Below are 21,021 nucleotides of genomic sequence, written 5' to 3' on the forward strand. Positions count from 1 at the left end.
CGAGCGTCGCGCCGCGCGCGGACGCGGGCCGCGCGCGCTCGCGCGAGCGCGCCGGTCAAGCCGCCGACGGATCCGGCAGGACTTTGTCGTGCGCGCGCAGCCAGTTGGCCAGACGCACGAATTCGCCCACTTCCAGTTGCTCGGCGCGCGCGTCGGGCCGCACGCCGGCGGCTTCGATCGAGGCGCCGTCGCAGACCAGCGAGAGCGCGTTGCGCAGGGTCTTGCGGCGCTGGCCGAAGGCGTCGCGGACCACGCGCGCGAACAGCGCGTGGTCGTCGATGCCGATGCGCTCGGGCGCCAGCGGGATCATCCGCACCACCGCCGAGTCGACCTTCGGCGGCGGCCGGAACGCCGCCGGCGGCACGTCGAACAAGGCGATCACCTGGCAATAGGCCTGCAGCATCACGCTGAGCCGGCCGTAGACCTTGCTGCCGGGTTCGGCGGCCATGCGGTCGACGACTTCCTTCTGCAGCATGAAGTGCATGTCGCGGATCGCCGCGGCGTGCTCCAGCGCATGGAACAGAATCGGCGAGGACAGGTTGTAGGGCAGGTTGCCGACCAGCCGGATCGGCCCGCCGTTGTGCGCCAAGGCGCTGAAATCGACAGTCAGAACGTCGCGATGGATCACTTCCAGCGTGCCGTGCGCGCGCGCCGACTCGGTGAGCGGGAAGATCAGGTCGCGGTCGAACTCGATCACGGTCAGCTCGCCGTGGCGGTCGAGCAGGGGAAAGGTGATCGCGCCCTGGCCGGGGCCGATCTCGACCAGGCGGTCGCCGGGCTTGGGGTCCACCGCCTGCACGATCATCGCGATGATGTTGGCGTCGTGCAGGAAGTGCTGGCCCAGATGCTTCTTGGCCTCGGGCTTGAAGCCCTTGGCGTGGGTCTTGGCGGTGCCGGTCATGGCGAGCCTCCGGGCGGGGTACGGGAAGTGCGGGACGAACGCGCCCGGGCGATGCGGGCGCAGGCCTCGGCCGCGGCGATCAGGCTGGACGGGTCGGCCAGGCCGCGTCCGGCCAGGTCCAGGGCGGTGCCGTGGTCGACCGCCACGCGCGGGTAGGGCAGGCCCAGGGTCAGGTTCACCGCGCGCTCGAAACCGCTGTACTTGAGCACCGGCAGGCCCTGGTCGTGGTACATCGCGAGCACCGCGTCGAAGCCTTGCAGCTTGGCCGGCAGGAACGCGGTGTCGGCCGGCAGCGGGCCGATCAGGTCCAGCCCCTCGCCGCGCAGCGCGGCCAGGACCGGCTCGATGACCTCGATCTCCTCTGTCCCCAGGTGCCCGGCTTCGCCGGCGTGCGGGTTGAGGCCGAGCACGGCGATGCGCGGGCGCGCCAGGCCGAAGTCGCCGCGCAGGGCGGCGTCGACGATGCGCAGGGTCCGCGCCAGCGGCTCGGGCGCGATCGCGTCGGCGACCGCGCGCAGCGGCAGGTGGGTGGTGGCCAGGGCGACCCGGACGATGTCGTTGGCCAGCATCATCACCACCTCGCAGCCGGCCTGCCGGGCCAGCAACTCGGTGGTGCCGGTGTAGGCGATGCCGCCCTGGTTGATGACGGCCTTGTGCACCGGGCCGGTGATCACCCCGTCCAGGCGCCCGTCCAGGCAGGCCTGGGCGGCGTCGGTGAGGGCCTGGATCACCGCCGCGGCGTTGGCCGGCTCGGGCGTGCCGAAGGCCGGGGGCGCGGGGTTGCGGATCTCGGCCACGGCGATCTCGCCCGGCGCGCGCGAAGGGCGGTCGGGCGGGAGCAGGGTCAAGGGCAGGGCGAGGGCGTCGGCCGCGGCGCGCAGGCTGCGCGGGTCGGCGTAGCAGATCAGGTCGTAGTCGCGCGGCTGTTGCAGCAGCCGCACGCACAGCTCCGGCCCGACGCCGGCCGGCTCGCCCGGCACCAGCGCGAGCCGGGGCGGGGTCACGTCAGCCGCCCTTGGCGGTCGGCAGCGTGGTTTCGGTTCCCGGCTGGTTGCTTTCCGAGCCCTTGCCGATGCGGAAGTCGACATAGGCCTCGCTGCGCTTCTCGCGCAGGAAGCGGTTCCATTCTTCCTCCAGCTTGCGCCGACCGATGGTCTCCTGGACCTGGGCGCGCTTGCTCTGGTCGGCCATGTCGCTTTCGCGCGTGCCCAACCGCTGGACGATGTGGTAGCCGGCGCTGGTGTGGACCGGCTGCGAGACTTCGTTGTCGGCCAGGGCCGCGACCGCGCCGCCGAACTCGGGGCCGAATTCGTCGCGGGTGAACCAGCCCAGGTCGCCGCCCTTGGCCTGGGTGCCCAGGTCTTCGGAGCTTTCCTTGACCACGTCCTCGAACTTGGCGCCGCCGGCGATGCGCGCGCGCAGGGTCTCGGCCTTGGCCTTGGCCTGGGCTTCGGTGATCTTGTCGTTGACGCGCACCAGGATGTGGCGGGCGTGGTACTGGGTGACCATCTGCGGGCCGGCCTTGGAGGCGTCGCGCACCTCGACCAGCTTGAGCAGCTGGAAGCCGCTCGGGCCGCGCAGCGGCTGGGTCACGTCGCCGGCCTTCATCGACTTCATCAGCTCGGCGAACGCGGCCGGGATTTCGTCGACGCTGCGCCAGCCCAGGTCGCCGCCTTCCAGCGCGTTGGGGCTGTCGGAATAGCGCACCGCGGCCGCGTTGAAGTCCATCTCGCCCTTGTCGATCAGCGTCTTGACGCCGTCGACCTTCTTCTGCGCGGTGGCGATCTGCTCGGCGGTGGCGCCTTCGGGCAGGGAAATCAGGATGTGGGCCAGGTGGTACTGGGTGCCGGTGTTGGCCTGGGCGGCCAGGGCGGCGTCGATCTCGGCCTCGCTGACCGAGACCCGGGTCTGGGCGAAGCGCTGGCGCAGGCGCTGCACCAGCAGTTCGTCGCGGATCGAATTGCGGAAGTCGGCGAACGAGCTGCCGTCGCGGGCCAGTTGCTGGCGCAGCTGGTCGACGCTGATGCGGTTGGACTGGGCGATGCCGGCGATGGCCTGCTCGATCTCCTGGTCGGTCACGCGCACGCCGGTGCCCTGGGCCTGCGCGACCTGCAGCTTGAGCAGGATCAGGCGCTCGAGCACCTGGCGCTCGAGCACGTCGCGCGGCGGCAGCTGTTCGCTGCGGCCGGCGTACTGGGTGAGGATGTTGGCGACCGCGCGGTCGAGCTCGGTCTTGAGAATGACGTCCTCGTCCACGACCGCGGCGATCCGGTCGATCGGCTGCAGCTCCTGGGCCTGGGCGACGCCGATCAGCAGGCCGCCGGCCAGGACGCCAGCGGTCAGGGCACGGGCAAAACGATTGTTCATAGGGTCGGGTCGAGGATGGCCTCGTCGCCGCCGGGACCGCGATTTTCGCGGCTGATCGAAGGCGAAGGAGGCGTCAGATAGAGGTCGTCGCGGTTGTAGCCGAGAATAGCACGGCGCAAAACCTTCTCCGTGTTCTGGCCGGCCGAGCCTAGACCCTTGAGTTCGAACTCCACCTGAAACGAGCTGTTCAGGTCTTCGGAGCGGTTGCGCTGGTAGCGGCGGGCGATCGCGCGCACCGCCAGGCAGCAGCTTTCCCACTGCACGCCGGCGATCTGCTCGAGCGGACGGCTGTCCTTGATCGAGTAGTAGTAGCGGCCGACGATGCTCCAGTTGTTGTTGATCGGGTACAGGAAGGAGAAGTCGGCCTGCTCGTACTGGTCGGCGATCTCGCTCGGCGAGCCCGGCGGCGCGGCCAGGTTGCGGCGGTAGCGATAGGCGAAGTTGACCACGCCGGCGTTGCCGAACAGGTAGCGCGCGCGCAGGGTGGCGACGTCCTCGCTGCGCAGGCGCGGATCCCACTGGTAGGTGGCGTTGATGGTCCAGCGGTCGGTCGGCGAGACGCTGACGTCGGCGACCCAGGCCGACTTGCCCTGCTTGATCGGGGTCTCGGCGCCGGCGACCACGCGGATGTCGTCGAAGTACTGGATCTGGCCGATGCTCGCGGCCAGCCGCTCGCGGCCGTCCTCGGAGTTGATCAGGCGCGTGGTCAGCGCGGTGGTGAGCTGGTTGGCGTCGGTCTGGCGGTCGGCGCCGGAATAACGGTTGTCGCGGAACAGCGCGCCCCAGCTGAACGACATCGGGTTGGTGTCGAACAGCGGCAGGCCGTCCTGGTCGCGGTAGGGCGCGCGCAGGTAGAACACGCGCGGCTCCAGGGTGTGCACGTAGTGGTCGCCGCGGATTTCGGTCTCGCGGTCGAAGTACAGGCCGGCGTCGATCGAGGTGATCGGCAGGCTGCGGCTGGGCGACTTGTTGTAGAACGAGCGGATCTGCTCGTCGGTCGGGGTGGAGGTGCCGTACTCGGTGATCGCGCGCTGGGTCGCGATCTGCTGGGCGAGGTTGGAATCCAGCTCGTAGGCGGTGTAGCGCCAGGCCAGCTTGGGCCGGATGTACCAGGCCGCGCCTTCCAGCGGGAAGCTCACGTACGGGCGGATGTCGAAGCGGCTGCCGCCCGGGATCTCGCGCCGCAGGTTGGCGGGAATGCCCGGGGTCGGATCGTTGCTGATGAACTTCATGTCCGAGTGCTGGAAGCGCACCGCCTCGGTGTCCACGCCGGTTTCCAGCCAGCGCTGCATCGGCTGCGCCCAATGGAAGGTCGCGCGCGGCAGGCGGTCGTAGGCCAGCGAGTTTTCCTGCAGGGTGAAGTCGGCCAGCTGGTTGTGGTCGGCGATGAAGCTCGCGTCCCAGTAGCGGCCGCGGCCGTACACGCCGATCTCGCTGCGCAGCGAGGTCGCCGACTGGCCGTACAGGCTGTTGCTGAAGTCCTGCAGGTAGTACTTGTCGCTGACCCAGGCCAGGTTGGCGCCGGCGTACCAGGTGCCGTTGAAGCGGTGGGTGCCCTTGAAGGCGAACTCGCCGCGGTTGTCGCGCGGGCGCTGGTTTTCGGGCAGCAGCGGGATCGGGTCGCCGGGCTTGAGCGCCGGATTGCCTTCGCGGATGTAGTAGCTGTAGCGGTCGGGATCCTTGCGCGAGAGGTCGTCGCGCGGCATCCAGTTGACGTAGGTCTCGCCCGAGCCGTTCTCGTACAGCCAGCGGAACTCCACGCCCAGGCTCTCGCCGCGCTTGCTCATGTAGCGCGGGAACAGGGTCGCGTCGTAGTTCGGCGCCAGGTTGAGGTAGATCGGCTGGCGCCAGTCGAAGCCGTTCTTGCCGGAGAAGCCGATGTTCGGATACAGCAGGCCGGTGCGGCGGCGGTCGTCGACCGGGAACATGAACCACGGCACGTACAGCACCGGCACCTTGCCGATGCGCAGGGTCGCGTTGCGCGCCACGCCCATGCCTTCGTCGGTGTCGATGTCGATGCGGTGGGCGCGCAGTTCCCAGGCGCGCTGGTTCGGCGCGCAGGTCGAATAGGTCGAGCTCAGCAGCGAGCCCTTGACGCCGTTGAGCTCGATCCGCTCGGCGCCGCCGTTGCCGCGGCGCGAGGTCAGCTGGTACTCGACGTCGTCGATCTGGTGCTTGTCGGCGTTCTGGTCGCCTTCGGCGTGCTCGGCGACCAGGCGCATGCTCGAGTCCTGGTAGCGGACATGGCCCTCGGCGGTGTACTTGCCCGATTCCTGGTTGTAGCTGAGCTTGTCGGTGCCGAGGAACTGGTCGCCGCGGCTGAGGCGGACGTTGTCCTGGACGACGATGTTCTGGTCGTCGCCGGCGCGCTGCAGGGTGCCGCCGTCGATGGCGGTGGGCTGGCTGGCGCGCTGGTCGGCGGTGCCGCTCGGGGCGGGGGCGTCGTCGAAGGACGGGACCGCGTCGATCAGCGGGCACAGCCCCCAATTCTCGTTGTCGTCCGCCGCGTACGCGGGCAGGGCGATGGCGATGCAGAGCGACAACGGGAGCAGGCGGAGGGGTTTGCGCACGCGAGCATCCGGCAGACGTTGAAAAACGGCGGTTAGCTTGCCCCATCCCTTGCAAGCGGGCAACGCGAGCGCCATCTGGGAGTCAACGGCGTTCATCTTGCAACTTTCGCCGGTGCGGCCGGGAATGCCCGCCGATCGTGCCGGCAACGTGGCGCCGCCCACCCCGGAGGAGACCATGAGCCAGCACCCCAGCCCCGACCCGGCCGTCCCGGTCGAGAAGACCGAAGCTGAATGGCGCGAGCAGCTGTCGCCGGAGCAGTACGCCGTGTGCCGCTGCTCGGCCACCGAGCGCGCCTTCACCGGCCGCTTCTGGAACTACAAGGCGGCCGGCACCTACACCTGCGTCGCCTGCGGCGAGCCCTTGTTCGACTCCGACAGCAAGTACGACTCGGGCAGCGGCTGGCCGAGTTACTACCGGCCGATCCGGCCCGAAGCGGTCAGCGAGCATGCCGACGAGAGTCACGGAATGCGCCGGATCGAAGTCAAATGTGCGCGTTGCCAGTCGCACCTGGGGCACGTCTTTGCGGACGGGCCGCGGCCGACCGGGCTGCGGTATTGCATCAATTCGGCGGCGCTGGAGTTCGAGGCCAAGCCGGAAGGCTGAGCCGCGGCGGCCGGAGCCCCTGTAGGAGCGGCGCGAGCCGCGACCGCGACACTGCGCTTGCGCCGCAAGCGGCTATCCCCGCGGTCGCGGCTCACGCCGAGGGACTTCGGTCGGATTGGGGGCTCGATCGTGCGCTTTCAGGCCGTGTCGCCGGATAAGGCAGAGCCAATGTAGGAGCGGCGCAAGCCGCGACCGCGACACTGCGCTTGCGGCGCGACCGGCTACCCTGCGGTCGCGGCTCGCGCCGCTCCTACAGGGGCTGCGGCCGGTTCAGGCCACCGTCGCTCAGGCCAGCATCGCGCCGACGTGGGCGACCGCGCTCTCGCGCAGCGCGGCGAGGTCGTAGCCGCCTTCCAGCATCGACACCACCCGGCCCTGGGCGTGGCGCTCGGCCAGCGCGACCAGTTCGGCGGTGAGCCAGGCGAAGTCCTCGCCGTCCAGTTCGATCTGCGCCAGCGGGTCGCGCCTGTGCGCGTCGAAGCCGGCCGAGATCAGCACCAGCTGCGGGCGGAAGCCGTCGAGGGTCGGCAACAGGCGCTCGCGCCAGACCCGGCGGAAGCCTTCGCTGCCGGTGCCCGCCGGCAGCGGCGCGTTGACGATGTTGCCGACGCCGCGTTCGTGCGCGTAGCCGGTGTCCGGGTACAGCGGCATCTGGTGCGAGGACACGTACATCACCCGCGGATCGCTGTCGAAGATCGCCTGGGTGCCGTTGCCGTGGTGGACGTCGAAGTCGATCACCGCGACCCGCGCCAGGCCGTGCTTGTCGCAGGCGTGGGCGGCGGCGACGGCGATGTTGTTGAACAGGCAAAAGCCCATCGCCGCGTGCACGGTGGCGTGGTGGCCGGGCGGCCGCACCGCGCAGAACGCCCGGGTTTCCTCGCCCTTGAGCACGGCGTCGACCGCCGCCACGCCGGCGCCGGCGGCGCGCAGCGCGGCCTCGGCCGAGCCCGGCGCGAGCACGGTGTCGGGATCGAGCTGCATGGGGCCGTCGACCGGCGTGTCCAGCACCAGCGCCAGCAATTCGTCGGAATGCGCGCGCAGCAGCTGGCCGCGGCTGGCGGCCGGCGCTTCGCACCAGCGCAGGCGCTCGGGGAAGGCTTCGCGCAGCGATTCGGTCACCGCGACCAGACGCAGCGGCCGCTCGGCATGGCCCGGACCCGGGTCGTGGCGCGTGCAGGCCGGATGCGTGTAGACGCGCACGCCGTCAGGCCTTGCGCCGCTCGTGGTTCCAGGTGACCTCGCCGTGGCCGCCGGCGCGGGCCAGCACGCGGGCGATCACGAACAGCAGGTCGGACAGACGGTTGAGATAGCGCACCGCCTCGGGCCGGATGTCTTCGACGCGCGCCAGCGCCACGGTCTCGCGCTCGGCGCGGCGGACCACGGTGCGGGCGATGTGGCAGCGCGCGGCGGCCTCGCCGCCGGCCGGGAGGATGAACTCCTTGAGCGGCGGCAGGTCCTCGTTGTGCGCGTCGAGCCACTGCTCCAGCCGGTCGATGTCGGCGGCGAAGATCGCCGCGTGTCCGGGAATGCACAGCTCGGCGCCGAGATCGAACATCTGGTGCTGGATCGACACCAACTGCTCGCGCACGACCTCGGGAAGTTCCGCGGCGAGGATCAGGCCGATGGTCGAATTGGCTTCGTCGACCGTGCCGTAGGCGCCGACCCGGGCCGAATCCTTGCCGGTGCGGCTGCCGTCGCCCAGGCCGGTGGAGCCGTCGTCGCCGGTGCGGGTGTAGATCTTGGAGAGGCGGTTGCCCATCGCGTCGAACCGTGCGCCGCGGCGATCAGCGCTTGTGCGCGTCGTCGGCGCGCGCGTCCAGCGCGGTCTTGCTCGCGCCGGCGGCGATCGCCTGGACCAGCGCGGCGATGCCGACGTAGGTGGCGGTGGTGCGCAGGTACGGCAGCAGCCATTCGACGTAGTTGGCGGCCCAGCCGGCGACGGTCGGGTTCGGCACCGAGGCCGAGATCCAGTAGAAGCTGCCCTGGCTCAGCAGCTGGCACACCGCCACCGACACCAGCAGCGCGCCGGCGGCGACGCCGAGGGTGCTCCAGGCGCGCTTGTAATTGCGCGCCACGAACAGGCCGCCGGCCCACATCGCGAAATACGCCGGCACCAGGAACCAGTAGGCGGCCGAGACGCAGTAGTGATCCCAGAAGCTGATGCCCATGCGGGTGATCACCGCGTAGTCGATCGCCACCGCCAGCGCCATCAACGCCGGGAACGCCCAGCGGGTCCAGTTGCGCAGGTAGAAGCCGCCGATGAAGAACACCGCCCACGAGGCGTCGGGGATCGGCGCCCAGTGATTGACGCGGGTGGCGACCATCAACACGGCCAGCAGGGCGAGGATCAGGCTGTTGCGGGTGTTCGGCTTCATGGATCTGGCTCCGGACGCGGGCGCGTCGATGCGGGCATTCTAAAGAAGCTCGGGGCGAATGTGCCGCCTGGGTCGCGGTTGTGGCCTAAGTGATTGATTCAGGTGGGCTGGCCGAACAGCGTCGGGCCTGAAGGCCCTCCCACAAAGGCAGTCCCCTCCCGCACGGGCGTTGCCACAGGCAGCCGAAGCCTGGCGCTTGTGGGAGGGCCTTCAGGCCCGACGCTCTTCTACCCGGTCGCCATGCTGCGACAACCGCGAACGCACGCTTAGCAAGCGCGCCAGTATCATGAACGCCATGACTTCCGACGCTACGCCGCATTCCCCCGGCGCGCAGATCCACGCCAGCCACGATGTCCTGATCGTCGGCGGCGGCCTGGTCGGCGCCAGTCTCGCCATCGCCCTGGACCGCATCGGTCTCGACGTGGGCCTGATCGAAGCCGCCCCGCCCGGCGCGCTGCCGGCGGTGTTCGACGAACGCAACCTCAGCTTCGCCGAAGCCACCCTCAACGCCCTCGACGCGCTCGGCGTGCTGGCCAAGCTGCGCGCGCCGACCGGGCCGATCCGGCGCATCCACATCAGCCGCCGCGGCGACTTCGGCCGCACCGTGCTCGACGCCCAGCGCTACGGCCGCGAGGAATTCGGCCGGGTGGTGGTGGCGCGCGATTTCGGCGATGCGCTGGAAGCGCGGCTGGCCGAGCTGCCGCGCCTGCTGCGCTATCGCCCGGTGCGCTTCGTCGGCCTGGCCGACGGCGACGACGGCTGGCGCGCGGTGCGCGTGGCCGACGGCGCCGGCGAGCGGATCCTGCGCACCCGGCTGCTGGTCGCCGCCGACGGCACCCGCAGCGGCGTGCGCGACGCGCTCGGCATCGGCAGCGACGAACACGACTACGGCCAGACCTTGTTCGTCGCCCGCGTGCGCGGCGAGCGCACGCCCGACGGCACCGCCTACGAGCGCCTGGGCCGCGATGGCCCGACCGCGCTGCTGCCGCGCGGCGACCGCCACTACGGTCTCATCCACGGCGTCGCCAGCGCCGACGCCGACGCGGTCGCCGCGCTCGACGAAGCCGGCTTCCTGGCGCGCGCGCAGGACGCGTTCGGCTGGCGCGCCGGGCGGCTGCTGGCCTGCGGCGCGCGCAGCCTGTATCCGGCGATCCGGGTGTTGGCGCAGCGCACCGTCGCGGCGCGCGCGGTGCTGGTCGGCAACGCCGCGCAGACCATCCATCCGATCGGCGCGCAAGGCTTCAACCTCGGCCTGCGCGATGCGATGACCCTGGCCGAACTGATCGAACGGCAGCGCAGCGCCGGCGATGCCGATTGCGGCAGCGACGCGCTGCTGGCGCGCTATCTGGAACGGCGCAAGGAAGACCGCGAGCGCACCGTCGGCTTCTCCGACGGACTGGCGCGGCTGGCCTCGAACGAGACCGAACTGATGCGTCCGTTGCGCAGCCTGGGCCTGTTCGCGTTCGACCGTCTGGCCAGCGCGCAGTCGTTCCTGGTCGGCGGCGCGATGGGCTATCGCGGCGACGTGCCGGCGCTGTGCCGCGACGACCGCGCCGGCGCCGCCGGCTTCGACGATGCCGCGGGCGGCCGCCGCGGAGGCCGCGCATGAGCCGGCGCGAGATTCTCGATGTGGTCGTGGTCGGCGCCGGCGTGGTCGGCGCGGCCGCGGCGCTGGCGTTCGCGCGCGACGGATTCGAGGTTGCGCTGGTCGAGGCGCGCGAGCCGGCGCCGTGGTCGCCGCAGCGCCCGGACCTGCGCGTGTACGCGTTCGCGCCCGACAACGCCGCGCTGCTGCAGGACCTGGGCGTGTGGAGCTCGGTGCGCGCAGCGCGCGCGCAGCCGTACCGCGCGATGCGGGTGTGGGACGCGGCCGGCGGCGGCGAGATCGCCTTCGACGCCGACGCGTTCGGCCGCCGCGAACTGGGCTGGATCGTCGAGAACGGTCTGCTGGTCGACCGGCTGTGGTCGGCGCTGGCGCCGGCCGGCGTACAGCTGCATTGCCCGGAGCAGGTCGAAGAGCTGGAGCGCGACCAGGCCGACGGCGTCGGCGTCGCCCTGGCCGGCGGCCGCCGCCTGCGCGCGCGGCTGGTGGTCGCTGCCGACGGCGCCGAATCCAGATTGCGCCGTCTTGCCGGCATCGACGCGCCGGCGCACGAGTACGGCCAGCGCGGCCTGGTCGCCTACGTCGACAGCGAACGCAGCCACGAAGCGACCTGCTGGCAGCGCTTCCTGCCGGGCGGGCCGATCGCGTTCCTGCCGACCCAGGGCGAGGACGGCGCGCGCGACAAGCGCAGCTCCATTGTGTGGACGTTGCCGGATGCGCAGGCCGAGCGCCTGCTCGCCGCGGACGACGGCGCGTTCCTGATCGAACTGGAGCGCGCCTTCGCCGGGCGCCTGGGCGCGCTGACCGGCGTATCGCAGCGCGCGGCGTTTCCGCTGCGCCGGCAGTTGGCGCAGCGCTACGTGTCCGGCCGCGTGGCGGTGATCGGCGATGCCGCGCACGTGGTGCATCCGCTGGCCGGGCAGGGCGTCAACCTCGGCCTGCGCGACGTCGCCGGGCTGCGCGCGAGCCTGCGGCAGGCGCAGCGCCGCGGCGCCGACCCGGGTTCGCCGCACCGGCTGGAGCGCTGGGCGCGCGAGCGCCGCAGCGAGAACGCGCTGGCGGCCTATGGGTTCGACGGTTTGAACAAGTTGTTCTCCAACGACGACCTCGCCGCCACGTTGGTGCGCGGGCCGCTGCTGGGGCTGGCCGGCAAGCTGCCGCCGCTGGCGCATTTCTTCTGGCGGCGCGCGGCGGGAGTGTGAGGCGGGGGCTTTCGCGGTCCGCGTCGGTTCGGGAGTCGTGTCGCGGCGCTCACGGCGCAAGCAACGGCAAAGTCAAAATGGGTTCCGGCTTTCGCCGGAATGACGGCTGGGAGCTTGCGTCTGTTGCATGCAATGAAACGCCTCCAGCACACCGTCATTCCGGCGCAAGCCGGAATCCATTTTGCTGTTGCTCCTGCCTTGCCTGAGAAAGCCATATGAAGCGCTGCGCGACGCTCGCCTGCGCGTTGTGGCCGACGCTGGCGTCGGCCACGGCCCAGTGCCCGCCCGAATAAGGCGAAAAATCCGCCGCGTTCTGGGCGCTGGGCTGGGCGGTGCTGGGATTGTTCGTGTTGCTCGGGCTGGCCTTGCCGGTGGTCGCCGCGCGCTGGGCGCTCGGCCGCGGCGGCTGGGCGCGCGCGGCCTGGATCCTGGCCGCGTGCCTGGCGATGCTGGGCTGCTGGATCGCCGGGCTGTGGATCTTCGGCGTGTACTTCGTAATGGTCTGCTGAGCCGCGCCCGCGGCGCGCTCAGTCTTCGTGGAAGCGCTGGCGGGTGTCGGCCAGCAGATACACCGCCACCGCCACCCCGACCAGCGCCACCGCCATCACGTAATACGCCGGCGCCATGCCGCCGAAATGCGGCGCGAGGTAACCGCCGATCAACGGCGGCGTGGCCGCGCCGAACACCGCGTAGGCGACGTTGTAGGAGAACGACAATCCCGAGAACCGCACCGGCGCCGGGAACGCGGCCACCATCACCGCCGGGATCACCCCGACCACGCCGACGAACACGCCGGCCAGCGCGTACAGCAGCAGGAAGTTGTGCGCGCCGTGGTTCAAGTCGTAATACAGCGCGAAGCTGCTGATCAAAACGCCGAGCGAGCCGATCAACAGCGCGCGGCCGCGGCCGATGCGATCGACCAGCCAGCCGCCGCCGACCGCGCTCAGGGTCAGGCAGAACGCGGCCAGGCTGTTGCCGAGGAAGGCGTGCGCGGGCGCCATGCCGAACTTCTGCTGCACGATGGTCGGCGTCATCAGGATGATCACCACGATCGCCGCGGTCAGCAGCCAGGTCACCAGCATCGACAGCACCACGCCGGCGCGGTGTTCGCGCAGCACCTGCTTGAGCGGCAGTTCCCGCACCAGTTGCCGGCTTTCGCGCATCGCGGTGAACACCGGCGTTTCACTGAGCCAGCGGCGCAGATACACGGCGAGGAAGCCGAACACGCCGCCGATCAGGAACGGCACCCGCCAGCCCCAGTCCAGCACCTGCGTCGGCGCCAGGAAAGTGTTGATCGCGGTGGAGATCAGCGAGCCGATCAGGATGCCGGCGGTGAGCCCGGCCGACAGCGAGGCGCAGGCGAAGCCGACCCGGCCGCGCGGCGCGTGCTCGGCGACGAAGGTCCACGCGCCCGGCACTTCGCCGCCGATGGCGATGCCCTGGACGATGCGCAGGAACAACAGCAGCAGCGGCGCGGCCAGGCCGATCTGCGCATAGGTCGGCAGCAGGCCGATGAACAGCGTCGGCAGCGCCATCAGGAACACGCTCAGGGTGAACATGCGCTTGCGCCCCGAGCGGTCGCCGAAGTGGGCCATGATCACTCCGCCGATCGGCCGCACCAGGTAGCCGGCGGCGAATATGCCGTAGACCTGCAGCGTGCCCAGCCACTCGGGCGTGCCGACCGGGAAGAACAGCTTGCGCAGGGTCTCGGTCAGGAAGACGAAGATCACGAAATCGTAGAACTCCAGCGCGCCGCCGAGCGCCGACAGCAACAGCGTGCGCGCGTCCTTGCGGTTCAGCGGCGCGGCGCGCGCGGGCGTTGCGGCGAGGGCGGGGGAATTCATCGACTGCGGCGAATTCATGGACGGCGGCGGGCTCGGGCGGGACTGGCATCGCACTATGCCGCAACTGCGCGCGCGCACAACCGGGGCGCGGCGGATCACAGCCTAAAGTAGTAGTGCCGGTCGCGCCGAGGCGGTGCTAGAAACCCTGCAGCAGTTTTTGCAGGATCGGTGCGCATGTTGGATTTTCAGCTGTTTTCCGGTGATTTTTTACGTCGCACGTTCACGTATCGAGTGTGTGTTCTGTCCGCATCGGTACTCGCCGCGCTGGCCGCCGCGCCGGTCGCGGCTGCCGATTTCGAGTTGGCCGACGGCCGCATCCACGGCCAGTGGAGCACCCGCGTCGTCGCCGGCACCGCGGTGCGTACCGGCAAGGCGCAGCCGCATTTGCTCGGCAAGGGCTACGCCTCCGATGGCCAGCCCAAGGGCGGCACCGGCGCCGATACCGCCGACGACGGCAATCTGAATTTCGGCCGCGGCGACGCGTTCTCCAGCCTGTTCAAGCTCGTCCAGTCGGTGGACCTGAAGTACCGCGACGTCGGCCTCAACCTCAGCGCGCGCACCTGGTACGACGCCACCCTGGACCGGCATGAAGTGCGCCAGGGCAACGTGCCCAACGGCTTCGACCCGTCGGCGCCGCTGAGCGACGATGGCTTCTCGCGTTCGAACCAGTTCTCCGGCTTTCTCTGGCTCAACGCCTACGTCTACGGCCATCTGAAGCTCGACGACGACAGCGCGCTCGATGTGCGCATCGGCAAGCAGGCGGTGAAGTGGGGCGGCGGGCTGTTCTTCAGCGGCGTCAATCAGGTCAATCCAGTCGACTACACCACCCTGCGCCGGCCCGGCGCCGATGCCGCCAGCGAGGCGCAGATCCCGGTCGAGATGCTGTGGGCGAAGTGGACGCTGGATTCGAAGCTGAGCCTGGAAGGTTTCTGGCAGTGGAACTGGCGGCCGTCGGAGTACGACCCGTGCGGCACGTTCTTCTCCGGCAGCGACCTGGGCATCGAACGCGGCTGCGCCGGCATCCAGTCCAACGCCTATTACCCGCTCAACAGCGCTTCCGGCGGCGCCGGGCCGTGGCTCAGCGACGGCTTCATGCAATCGATGGGCGCGATCCTGCCGCGCGACCGCGACCGGTACGGCAGCGACCGCGGCCAGTACGGCCTGTCGCTGCGCTACCGCGACGAGGCCAGCGGCCGCGGCTGGGGCGCGTACTACCTGCGCATCAACTCGCGCGCGCCGTACCTGGACGCGACCGCGATCGACCCCGCGCGCACCGACCCGAGCCTGGCGCCGCGCTTGATCGCCGCCGGCGTGCCCGAGGTTCACGCGCAATTGTCGGCGCGGCTGTCGACGATCCGCGAGATCTGGGAGTACCCGGACGACCTCCGCATCCTCGGCCTGAGCGCGCAGACGCGCTGGCGCGGCTGGAACCTCGGCGCCGAGCTTTCGCATACGCGCGGCCAGCCGGTGCAGCTCAACACCGCCGACATGTTCCGCGCGCTGACCAGCAACGGCGGGCCGATCGGCGCGCGCAACGCGGCGCTGGCGCCGGGCGCGGTGCTGCGCGGCTACGACCGGGTCGACAAGGATCAGTTGCTGTTGAACGCGCAACGCAGTTTCGCCGGGGTGTTGGGCGCGAAGCAGGCGACGCTGGCGGGCGAGGCGATGGTCAGCCGCGCCGACTTGCCGCCGTTGAGCCAGGCGCGCTACGGGCGCGGTTTCCACTGGGGATTTTCGCCGCAGGGCTACGGTGGCGTTTGCCCCGCGATCCAGAACCCGCGCGGCTGCGTCGATCAAGGTTTCTACACACGCAACGCCTGGGGCTATCGCTTGCGCGCTCAGCTCGATTACGCGCTGGGCGCGGACTGGACGGTATCGCCGAACCTGAGTTTCGGCCACGACGTGCGCGGGTTCGCGATCGACAATCAACTGGTCGAGGACCGCCGGCAGCTGACCCTGGGCGTGTCGGCCAGGTACGGTTCGCGCTATTTCGCCAGCTTGAGCTATACCGATTACGCCGGCAGCGCGCATTACGATCCGTTGGCGGATCACGATTATGCGAGCGTGGCGGTGGGGGCGACGTTTTGAGGCGTTGGGGCGCCGAAGCGTTGCGGCAGAAAAGCTCAGTGAAAGAGGGGCGGCGAAAGAAACGACGCGCTGCGTGAGATGTGAGGAAGGCAGCGCGACGCCTCTCCCACGCCGTCATTCCCGCGAAAGCGGGAATCCAGGGCTTCTCGTGCGAGGACCTTGGAAGTCCCGGACTCCCGCTTTCCCAGCTACGGCTGGTGGCGGCGTGGTTGTCTTGTCGCGGTCGCGGCTTGCGCCGCTCCTACAGGGAGCATCCGTAGCTGCCGCGGTGAATCCGTGGCGTGGCGATCAACGCCGCCAGGCGGCGATTTCGCTGGCGCTGATGCGGCCGTCGGCGTCGAGGTCCACGGCCAGGAAGTTCGCGCTCAGGGCGCCGTGCGCGCGCGATTCTTCGCGGCTGATGACGCCGTCGCCGTTGGCGTCGAGCGCGGCGAAGTCGACGCTGCGGCCGTCGCTGGGCGGGGCGATCACGCGGTCGGGCAGTTGGTTGGCTTCGGCGGTGGCCGCGGCGGCGGCGCGGGCGACGCTGCCGGCGTCGGCGGCGATCGCGTTGGCGGTGCGCGCTTCGCTCAGGGCCGCGCGCGCTTCGATGGCGGCGCCGGTCGGATTGCTGCCGGCGGTCGCCGCGGCCTGCGCCGAGCGCGCGTCTTCGGAAGCGCGCTTGGCCTGCTGCGAAGCCTGGCGCGCGTCTTCGGCGGCGCGTTGCGCCTGCTGCGCGGTGGCTTGCGCGGCGATCGCGCCGCGTTCGCTGATCGCGCCTTGCTGGCGGGTCTGCGCGGCGGCGGTGGCGGCGGCCTGGGCGCTGGCGGCGCTGTCGCGCGCCTGGCGCGCGTCCTGCGCGGCCACGTCGGCCTTTTCCACCGCATCGTGCCTGGACTGAACCTTGCTGGGCACCTGCGCCGAGGCCGCGCTTGCGGCCAACGCGGCGACGGTGGCCAGCATCAGCAGGGAGTGTCGCTTGATCGCATGCGTTCGCATCGTGCTCGCCTCGCTATGGGGACGAGGGGACGCTAAACCGGGCGCGATCAATCCGATGTTAAACGCGGCAACGCGCGATGAACGCGGCGCGTGGGTTCAAGACCGGCCGTTGCGGATGCGCTCAGCGATGTGGCGACGGCATGAACGTCGTGCGCGAACGGATGCGGGCGGCCGCTCAGCGCGGCGTCGCGAACACCGTGATCTCTTCGCGGTCGTGATACAGCTGGCGCGCACGCACGATCATCGGCCGATGGGTCTGGTGCTCGAACGCTTCCAGGCAGATCCGGGTTTCTTCCCAGCGCTTCTTCATCGGCAGCTTGAGGTTGAAGATCGCCTGCCGGCACCAGTTCTCGCGAAACCACGTGGCCATGCGCTCGGCCACGCGCGCCGGCGACTCGACCATGTCGCAGACCATCCAGTCCAGCGTGCGCTTGGGTTGCCAGGTGAAGCCGTCGGCGCGCAGGTGATCGACCCGGCCGCTGTCGAGCAGGGCCTGGCGCAGCGGGCCGTTGTCGACGGACGTGACCTTCATGCCGTTGCGCATCAGCACCCAGGTCCAGCCGCCGGGCGCGGCGCCGAGGTCGGCGGCCTGCATGTTGTCGCGCACGCGGCGTTCGCGTTCGTCCGGATCGAGCAGGGTGAGCAGCGCCTCTTCGAGCTTGAGCGCGGAGCGGCTGGGCGCGTCGGGATGCATCTTCAGGCGCGGGATGCCGAGCGGCCACGGCGCGCTGTCGAGCGGTTCGGACAGCGCCAGCACCGCGTGGTCGCCGGCGAGGAAGACCACATGCAGGCGCGGCCGGCGCGGGTCGTCGGTCTTGCTCAGCCAGCCGGCCTTGCGCAGCGCCGGGCGCAGCGCGTTGCCGAAGCTGCGCGCCAGCCCGGCCAGCGGCTTGCCTTCGTCGGAATCGGGATGCTCGACCCACAGCTCGCCGAACGAGGAGACATTGAGGCCGGCGCCGCCGACGGCGTCGAGCGCGGCCAGCATCGGCGCGATGCGGTCGCTGGGGTCCAGGCCGCGCAGGTCGGCCAGGCGCACCAGCTTCTGCCGGGCGAAGATCAGCGTCGACCACGGCAGCGCGCGCGAGGCGGCGGCCGCGTCCTCGAGCACGAACTCGACATAGCCGCTGTTGCGCTGGGTGCGGGCGTAGCCCGGATGGCCGGCGCGCGCGGCGCGCTCGCTCAGTTCGGCGGCGAGCTCGGGTTCGAACCCGGCGCGGCACAGGCAGAACAGGGCGGAGTCGGTCATGGGGCGCGGCTCGGGGGCGGGTGGGGGAAGTGAAGCACAGGCGGCGGGCGGAGGGTTACAGTCGCGGCGCCGTCGCGGCGCCGCCGCGGCTGCGGAGAACTCCCCGACCCCGTCATTCCGGCGAAAACCGGAATCCATTTTGCTGTTGCTTCTGCCTGTGCGGGCAGGGCAAGAGCAAGATCAAAATGGATTCCGGCTTTCGCCGGAATGACGGAGGTGGTGGGGCGACGGGTTCTGGCCGCGCCAGAACCAACGCCTCGCAACGGCGGCGCTCGACGCGCCGTCGCGGTCTCAGTACGAAACGCCGCTCTCGCCGTACCGGCGCAGCACCTCGCACGCGGCCTCGCGCTGCAGGTCGCGGCGCACGGCGATGCCGCGGCGTTCGAGTTCGCCGATCCAGTCCGCCGGCAGCGGGCCTTCGTCGAACTCGGTCAGGCGCATCACGTCTTCCGAGCGCGCGCCGATCAGCAGGTTGTTGATGCCGGCCCAGAAACTGGCGCCGTAGCACATGCAGCACGGCTGGGCCGAGGTGGCCAGGGTCATCGGCCCCAGTTCGTTGAGGCGGAACTGGCTGACCGCGGTCTGCGCGCACATGAAGGCCATCATCTCGGCATGGGCGACCGAGCAGTTCTGCGGCACCACGCGGTTGACGCCGACGCCGACCACGCGGTCGTGGCCGTCGAACACCACCGCGCCGAACGGGCCGCCGGTGCGCAGTTCGACGTTGCGCCGCGACAGCTCCACCGCCAGCGCGACCTTGTCCTCGTCGCTGGCGTAGACGCGGCTGCGGTCCACTGCGTCGTCGATCCAGTCCGGCAGCAGCAACTGCACCTGCCGGGTCAGCGGGTTCTGGATTTTCGTGCTCATCGTTGCGCGCTCATTCCTTGCTCGCCCAGGTGTCGCGCAGGGTCACGCTGCGGTTGAACACCGGCGCGTCGCTGCGGTGGTCGTAGCGGTCGGCGACGAAATAGCCGACGCGCTCGAACTGGAACGCCTGCTCCGGCGCGGCCTGCGCCGCCGACGGCTCGACGTAGCCGACGACGGTGCGGCGCGAATTCGGATTCAGATGGTCCTGGTAGGTCTTGCCGTCGCTGTCGTCGTCGGGCGCTGCGACATCGAACAGGCGGTCGTACAGGCGGATCTGCGCCTGCACCGCGTGGCGCGCGCTGACCCAGTGGATGGTGCCCTTGATCTTGCGGTCGGCGCCGGCCATGCCGGGGCGCGATTCGGGATCGAGCGTGCCGCGCAGTTCGACGATGTTGCCGGCTTCATCCTTGATCACTTCGTCGCAGCGCAGGATGCCGGCGCCGCGCAGGCGCACTTCGCCGCCCGGGATCAGGCGCTTGAAGCCCTTCGGCGGAACTTCCTCGAAGTCCTCGCGCTCGATCCACAGCTGGTTGGAGAACGGCACCTGGCGGGTGCCGAAACTCTCGTCCTTGGGATGGTTGGAGAACTGCAGCGATTCTTCGTGCGAGTCGGGCAGGTTGGCGATGGTGAGCTTGAGCGGATCGATCACCGCCATGCGCCGCGCCGCGGCCGCGTCGAGGTCTTCGCGCAGACAGCCTTCCAGCACCGAGTAGTCGATCACCGAATTCTGCTTGCTCACGCCCAGGCGCTCGGCCCACAGCCGGATCGCGGCCGGGGTGTAGCCGCGGCGGCGGATGCCCTGCAGGGTCGGCATGCGCGGGTCGTCCCAGCCGTCGACGAGCTTTTCCTGCACCAGCACCATGAGCTTGCGCTTGCTCATCACGGTGTAGTTGAGGTTGGCGCGCGAGAACTCGATCTGGCGCGGGATCGCGGCCTCGTTCGGGTAGCCCTTGGCCAGCAGCGGCGCCAGCAGCTCCGGCGAACGCGGCAGGTCGACCTTGGCCACGCACCAGTCGTACAGCGGGCGGTGGTCTTCGAACTCCAGCGTGCACAGCGAATGGGTGATGCCTTCGCAGGAATCGCTGAGCGAGTGGGCGAAGTCGTACATCGGATAGATCGGCCAGGCGTCGCCGGTGTTCTGGTGGGCGACCTTCTTGATCCGGTACAGCGCCGGGTCGCGCAGGTTGATGTTGCCCGAGGCCATGTCGATCTTGGCGCGCAGGGTGCGCGCGCCGTCGGCGAACTCGCCGGCGCGCATGCGCGCGAACAGGTCGAGGTTCTCCTCGACGCTGCGCTCGCGGTACGGCGAGTTGCGGCCGGGTTCGTTGAGGCTGCCGCGGTAGGCGCGCACTTCCTCGGCGCTGAGGTCGCAGACGAAGGCGTCGCCCTGGCGGATCAGCTTCTGCGCGGCCAGATAGAACACTTCGAAGTAATCCGAGGCGTGGCGCAGTTCGGCCCATTCGAAGCCGAGCCAGCGCACGTCTTCCTGGATCGCCTCGACGTACTCGGGGTCTTCCTTGGCCGGGTTGGTGTCGTCGAAGCGCAGGTTGCAGCGGCCGCCGAACTCGCCGGCGACGCCGAAATCCAGGCAGATCGCCTTGGCGTGGCCGATGTGCAGGTAGCCGTTGGGTTCGGGCGGGAAGCGCGTGCGCACCGCTTGGTGCTTGCCGCTGGCCAGGTCGTCGCGGACGATCTGGCGGACGAAATCCTGCTTCTGCGCCGGGGCGGCATCGGTCGGAGTTTCGGGGGCAAGGCGGGACGGATCGGCGGACATGCGGCGCGGCATCTTCGAAAAGGGAGAATCGGGAGTTTAGCCGGTGCGGCGCCGGCGTGCCTGGGCGGGCGGTCCGGCGGCCGCCGGTCGCGGCCGGTTCGAGCGGGGCGGGCTTGCGCCGGATCGCTCGGTGGCGGGCGGTTTTGCCGCCCGCCGTTCCGGCGCGGGCCGCTTCGGGCCGGGCCGGTTTGCCCGAGCGGCCGGTTCGCGCGCCGTTGCGCGATCGGGACGCTTTGCGCGCCCGAACATGACGAATGTGGATACGCCCGGTGCGGCGTTGCGGCGTATGCTGGCCGCGAACCCGCCTGGCCTGCCGGCCGAAGGACGCGACGATGCGAGTCGTCTACGAAGCCGCCCACCTGATCGACGCCCATCTGGTCCGCCATGCGCTGGAAGACGCCGGGATTCCGGTGTTCCTGCGCGGCGAGGCACTGGTCGGCGGGATGGGCGAGCTGCCGCTGTTCGGCGCGGTCCAGGTGTGCGTGCCGGATCCGGCCTGGCCGCAGGCCGACGAGGTGGTCCAGGCGTTGGGCCTGGGCGACCCGCCGGCCGAGCCGGAGCCGCCGGCGGCGCTGTCGCCGCCGGCGTGGCTGCCGGCCTGA

18 protein-coding genes are annotated in these 21,021 nt (G+C 70.5%); 6 read left to right on the forward strand and 12 right to left on the reverse strand.

The window, feature by feature from the left end; genetic code table 11:
• Positions 1-55: 55 nt before the first annotated feature.
• Genes rsmA through lptD form a run of 4 tightly spaced genes read right to left on the reverse strand, consistent with a single transcriptional unit; the run spans position 56 to position 5,838 of the window.
• Positions 56-901, reverse strand: a complete 846-nt coding sequence (rsmA, locus tag A7A76_RS04135) for a 16S rRNA (adenine(1518)-N(6)/adenine(1519)-N(6))-dimethyltransferase RsmA (RefSeq protein ID WP_206410007.1) — start codon at positions 899-901, stop codon at positions 56-58.
• Positions 898-1,905, reverse strand: a complete 1,008-nt coding sequence (gene pdxA, locus A7A76_RS04140; RefSeq protein ID WP_206410008.1) for a 4-hydroxythreonine-4-phosphate dehydrogenase PdxA — start codon at positions 1,903-1,905, stop codon at positions 898-900. Before pdxA ends, rsmA begins: the two co-directional genes overlap by 4 nt.
• A 1-nt stretch (position 1,906) precedes the next feature.
• Positions 1,907-3,268, reverse strand: a complete 1,362-nt coding sequence (locus A7A76_RS04145; protein WP_206410009.1) for a peptidylprolyl isomerase — start codon at positions 3,266-3,268, stop codon at positions 1,907-1,909.
• Positions 3,265-5,838 carry an LPS assembly protein LptD gene (gene lptD, locus A7A76_RS04150; RefSeq protein ID WP_343225277.1) on the reverse strand — a complete coding sequence of 858 codons (2,574 nt, stop codon included), beginning with the start codon at positions 5,836-5,838 and terminating at the stop codon, positions 3,265-3,267. Before lptD ends, A7A76_RS04145 begins: the two co-directional genes overlap by 4 nt.
• A gap of 37 nt (positions 5,839-5,875) precedes the next feature.
• Between lptD and msrB the strand changes: the two genes are divergently transcribed.
• Positions 5,876-6,442 carry a peptide-methionine (R)-S-oxide reductase MsrB gene (msrB, locus tag A7A76_RS04155; RefSeq protein WP_241200712.1) on the forward strand — a complete coding sequence of 189 codons (567 nt, stop codon included), beginning with the start codon at positions 5,876-5,878 and terminating at the stop codon, positions 6,440-6,442.
• Positions 6,443-6,727: 285 nt separating this feature from the next.
• On the opposite strand, the gene A7A76_RS04160 is transcribed toward msrB, so the two are convergent.
• Genes A7A76_RS04160 through A7A76_RS04170 form a run of 3 tightly spaced genes read right to left on the reverse strand, consistent with a single transcriptional unit; the run spans position 6,728 to position 8,817 of the window.
• On the reverse strand, positions 6,728-7,642 hold the full coding sequence (locus A7A76_RS04160) for a histone deacetylase family protein (protein ID WP_206410011.1): 915 nt from the start codon (positions 7,640-7,642) through the stop codon (positions 6,728-6,730).
• 4 nt (positions 7,643-7,646) lie between these two features.
• Entirely contained in the window at positions 7,647-8,201 is a 555-nt protein-coding gene (locus tag A7A76_RS04165; RefSeq protein ID WP_206410012.1) for a cob(I)yrinic acid a,c-diamide adenosyltransferase, read from the reverse strand.
• Positions 8,202-8,226: 25 nt separating this feature from the next.
• Positions 8,227-8,817, reverse strand: coding sequence for a hypothetical protein (locus A7A76_RS04170; RefSeq protein WP_206410013.1), 591 nt, complete (start codon positions 8,815-8,817; stop codon positions 8,227-8,229).
• Positions 8,818-9,112: 295 nt separating this feature from the next.
• Here A7A76_RS04170 and ubiH point away from each other — a divergent pair, with 295 nt between their 5' ends.
• From ubiH to A7A76_RS04185, 3 genes are all read left to right on the forward strand, one after another.
• A complete protein-coding gene (gene ubiH, locus A7A76_RS04175) occupies positions 9,113-10,426 on the forward strand; it encodes a 2-octaprenyl-6-methoxyphenyl hydroxylase (protein WP_241200713.1) in 1,314 nt (437 codons plus the stop codon).
• Positions 10,423-11,622 carry an FAD-dependent oxidoreductase gene (locus tag A7A76_RS04180; protein ID WP_206410014.1) on the forward strand — a complete coding sequence of 400 codons (1,200 nt, stop codon included), beginning with the start codon at positions 10,423-10,425 and terminating at the stop codon, positions 11,620-11,622. The genes ubiH and A7A76_RS04180 overlap by 4 nt, the downstream gene beginning before the upstream one ends.
• Positions 11,623-11,954: 332 nt before the next feature.
• Positions 11,955-12,131, forward strand: coding sequence for a hypothetical protein (locus A7A76_RS04185; RefSeq protein ID WP_206410015.1), 177 nt, complete (start codon positions 11,955-11,957; stop codon positions 12,129-12,131).
• 18 nt (positions 12,132-12,149) lie between these two features.
• Here the strand turns inward: A7A76_RS04185 and A7A76_RS04190 are convergent, their stop codons facing one another.
• Positions 12,150-13,466 (reverse strand): MFS transporter, encoded by a 1,317-nt coding sequence (locus A7A76_RS04190; protein ID WP_241200714.1) that lies wholly within the window; start codon positions 13,464-13,466, stop codon positions 12,150-12,152.
• A 231-nt stretch (positions 13,467-13,697) separates the two neighbouring features.
• Here A7A76_RS04190 and A7A76_RS04195 point away from each other — a divergent pair, with 231 nt between their 5' ends.
• Positions 13,698-15,554, forward strand: a complete 1,857-nt coding sequence (locus A7A76_RS04195; RefSeq protein WP_206410017.1) for a DUF1302 family protein — start codon at positions 13,698-13,700, stop codon at positions 15,552-15,554.
• Positions 15,555-15,842: 288 nt separating this feature from the next.
• On the opposite strand, the gene A7A76_RS04200 is transcribed toward A7A76_RS04195, so the two are convergent.
• The 4 genes from A7A76_RS04200 to A7A76_RS04215 form a co-directional block, all read right to left on the reverse strand.
• Complete coding sequence (locus tag A7A76_RS04200) at positions 15,843-16,532, reverse strand: hypothetical protein (protein WP_206410018.1); 690 nt, start codon at positions 16,530-16,532, stop codon at positions 15,843-15,845.
• A gap of 175 nt (positions 16,533-16,707) precedes the next feature.
• Positions 16,708-17,778, reverse strand: coding sequence for a 23S rRNA (cytidine(2498)-2'-O)-methyltransferase RlmM (gene rlmM, locus A7A76_RS04205; RefSeq protein ID WP_206410019.1), 1,071 nt, complete (start codon positions 17,776-17,778; stop codon positions 16,708-16,710).
• Between the two features lie 291 nt (positions 17,779-18,069).
• Positions 18,070-18,645 carry a deaminase gene (locus A7A76_RS04210; RefSeq protein ID WP_206410020.1) on the reverse strand — a complete coding sequence of 192 codons (576 nt, stop codon included), beginning with the start codon at positions 18,643-18,645 and terminating at the stop codon, positions 18,070-18,072.
• A gap of 10 nt (positions 18,646-18,655) precedes the next feature.
• A complete protein-coding gene (locus A7A76_RS04215) occupies positions 18,656-20,419 on the reverse strand; it encodes a glutamine--tRNA ligase/YqeY domain fusion protein (RefSeq protein WP_241200715.1) in 1,764 nt (587 codons plus the stop codon).
• A gap of 332 nt (positions 20,420-20,751) precedes the next feature.
• Between A7A76_RS04215 and A7A76_RS04220 the strand changes: the two genes are divergently transcribed.
• On the forward strand, positions 20,752-21,021 hold the full coding sequence (locus tag A7A76_RS04220; RefSeq protein ID WP_206410022.1) for a DUF2007 domain-containing protein: 270 nt from the start codon (positions 20,752-20,754) through the stop codon (positions 21,019-21,021).

The organism is Lysobacter enzymogenes (assembly GCF_017168095.1).
In the GTDB taxonomy this organism is placed as follows: Bacteria; Pseudomonadota; Gammaproteobacteria; order Xanthomonadales; family Xanthomonadaceae; genus Lysobacter; species Lysobacter enzymogenes_D.

What these genes read in the sequence shown, in the direction of transcription:
- rsmA (WP_206410007.1), bottom strand. Translation starts at nt 901, where the DNA reads ATGACCGGCACCGCCAAGACCCACGCCAAGGGCTTCAAGCCCGAGGCC.
- A7A76_RS04145 (WP_206410009.1), bottom strand. Translation starts at nt 3,268, where the DNA reads ATGAACAATCGTTTTGCCCGTGCCCTGACCGCTGGCGTCCTGGCCGGC.
- A7A76_RS04165 (WP_206410012.1), bottom strand. Translation starts at nt 8,201, where the DNA reads ATGGGCAACCGCCTCTCCAAGATCTACACCCGCACCGGCGACGACGGC.
- A7A76_RS04170 (WP_206410013.1), bottom strand. Translation starts at nt 8,817, where the DNA reads ATGAAGCCGAACACCCGCAACAGCCTGATCCTCGCCCTGCTGGCCGTG.
- ubiH (WP_241200713.1), top strand. Translation starts at nt 9,113, where the DNA reads ATGACTTCCGACGCTACGCCGCATTCCCCCGGCGCGCAGATCCACGCC.
- A7A76_RS04180 (WP_206410014.1), top strand. Translation starts at nt 10,423, where the DNA reads ATGAGCCGGCGCGAGATTCTCGATGTGGTCGTGGTCGGCGCCGGCGTG.
- A7A76_RS04190 (WP_241200714.1), bottom strand. Translation starts at nt 13,466, where the DNA reads ATGAATTCCCCCGCCCTCGCCGCAACGCCCGCGCGCGCCGCGCCGCTG.
- A7A76_RS04200 (WP_206410018.1), bottom strand. Translation starts at nt 16,532, where the DNA reads ATGCGAACGCATGCGATCAAGCGACACTCCCTGCTGATGCTGGCCACC.
- rlmM (WP_206410019.1), bottom strand. Translation starts at nt 17,778, where the DNA reads ATGACCGACTCCGCCCTGTTCTGCCTGTGCCGCGCCGGGTTCGAACCC.
- A7A76_RS04210 (WP_206410020.1), bottom strand. Translation starts at nt 18,645, where the DNA reads ATGAGCACGAAAATCCAGAACCCGCTGACCCGGCAGGTGCAGTTGCTG.
- A7A76_RS04215 (WP_241200715.1), bottom strand. Translation starts at nt 20,419, where the DNA reads ATGTCCGCCGATCCGTCCCGCCTTGCCCCCGAAACTCCGACCGATGCC.
- A7A76_RS04220 (WP_206410022.1), top strand. Translation starts at nt 20,752, where the DNA reads ATGCGAGTCGTCTACGAAGCCGCCCACCTGATCGACGCCCATCTGGTC.